At 65.4% G+C, this 1,450-nt stretch carries 2 protein-coding genes; one reads left to right on the forward strand and one right to left on the reverse strand.

Annotated features, from left to right (window positions below; translation table 11 throughout):
* Positions 1–219, forward strand: a 219-nt coding sequence (locus tag DC522_RS33445; RefSeq protein ID WP_165820443.1) for a cobalamin biosynthesis protein, incomplete at its 5' end; no start/stop codon positions are given.
* Here the strand turns inward: DC522_RS33445 and DC522_RS33450 are convergent.
* Positions 206–1,450, reverse strand: a 1,245-nt coding sequence (locus DC522_RS33450) for a cobyric acid synthase (RefSeq protein ID WP_116532688.1), incomplete at its 5' end; no start/stop codon positions are given. The two genes, DC522_RS33445 and DC522_RS33450, sit on opposite strands and share 14 nt — an antisense overlap.

Genomic DNA, 1,450 nt, shown 5'->3' on the forward strand with positions numbered 1-1,450 from the left:
TGGCCGGAGGCTGCAATGGCGGGTGCCCTCGGCCTGCGGCTGGCCGGACCGCGCATCTATGGGAATGTCCGCGTCGAGGATTGCTGGATGGGCGACGGACGTTCTGAGGCGACAGCGCAGGACATCGACAGGGCGCTCATGCTCTATCGGACGGCTTGCGGACTGCTCTTTGCCTTAGCCTTGGCCTTGATGGTGCTGACTTGGCTCATCGCGCGCTGAGCTCCAGAAGCCGATTGCAATCCACGTGTTGCTCCAGGTGATCGGCGAAGCGGTCCAGGATGTCGTCCACGAGTGCTTCGTAAACCAGATCGCTCGCCTCGGCTCCGAGGAGCCGCAGCCAGCGGGCCCTTTGGCGGTCATTGGCAAACAGGCCATGAACGTAGGTTCCGGCCACCCGTCCGTCCGCTGAGACGGCGCCGTCGAGACGACCATCCTCCAGCTGGGCAAACGCCTGCACCGATGCGCTCTGCCGCGACGTCTCGCCGACATGCATCTCGTATCCCGATAAGGGGATCCGGTCCGGGATCGTAACTCCGCTGACCGCCTCAAGGTGTTTCGTTTCCGTCAGCGTGCTCGCCACATCGAGTAGCCCCAACCCCTCCACGGAGCGGCCTGCCTCACCTTCGATTCCGAACGGATCATCGATGCGCCGTCCCAGCATCTGATAGCCGCCACACAGGCCGAGCACCCGCCCTCCCCGGCGCAGATGCGCCTTGATGTCGATGTCCCAGCCTTGCGCGCGGATGAACAGCAGATCGTCGATGGTGGTCTTGGAGCCGGGCAGCAGGACGAGCGCTGCTTCTACTGGAAGCGGCTGACCCGGTTCGATCAGAGCGACATGGACGCCCGTCTCCTCGCGCAGCGGATCGAGATCGTCGAAATTGGAGATGCGCGGCGTTACCGGAACAGCAATCAGAACGGTGTCAGTCCCGGACTTGCCCCTGTCTCGGCGCAGGCCGAGACCGTCCTCCGCCGGAAGCCGTGCGGCGTCTGGGAAATGCGGCACAAGACCGAGCGCAGGCCAGCCGGTGCGCTCCGCAATGAAGCGCATTCCGTCATCGAACAGCGCCGGGTCGCCTCGGAAACGATTGACGATGAAGCCACGCACCATGGCGGCATCCGCTTCGTCGAGCACCGCCCGCGTCCCGACGAGGCTGGCGATGACCCCGCCCCGATCGATGTCGCCGACGATCACGACCGGCACGCCGGCGGTGCGGGCGAAGCCCATATTGGCGATATCGGCAGCGCGGAGATTCACCTCGGAGGCCGAGCCCGCGCCCTCCACAAGGACGAGATCGGCTTCATCGCCGAGACGTGCGAAGCTGTCGAGCACGGCAGCCATCAGGCGCGGCTTCCAGGATTGATATTCCCGGGCCTTGGCGGTCCCGATGCGACGTCCCTGCACCACCACCTGGGAACCGACCTCGCTCTGGGGCTTGAGCAGCACGGG

This window comes from Microvirga sp. KLBC 81, assembly GCF_003075415.1.
GTDB lineage: Bacteria > Pseudomonadota > Alphaproteobacteria > Rhizobiales > Beijerinckiaceae > Microvirga.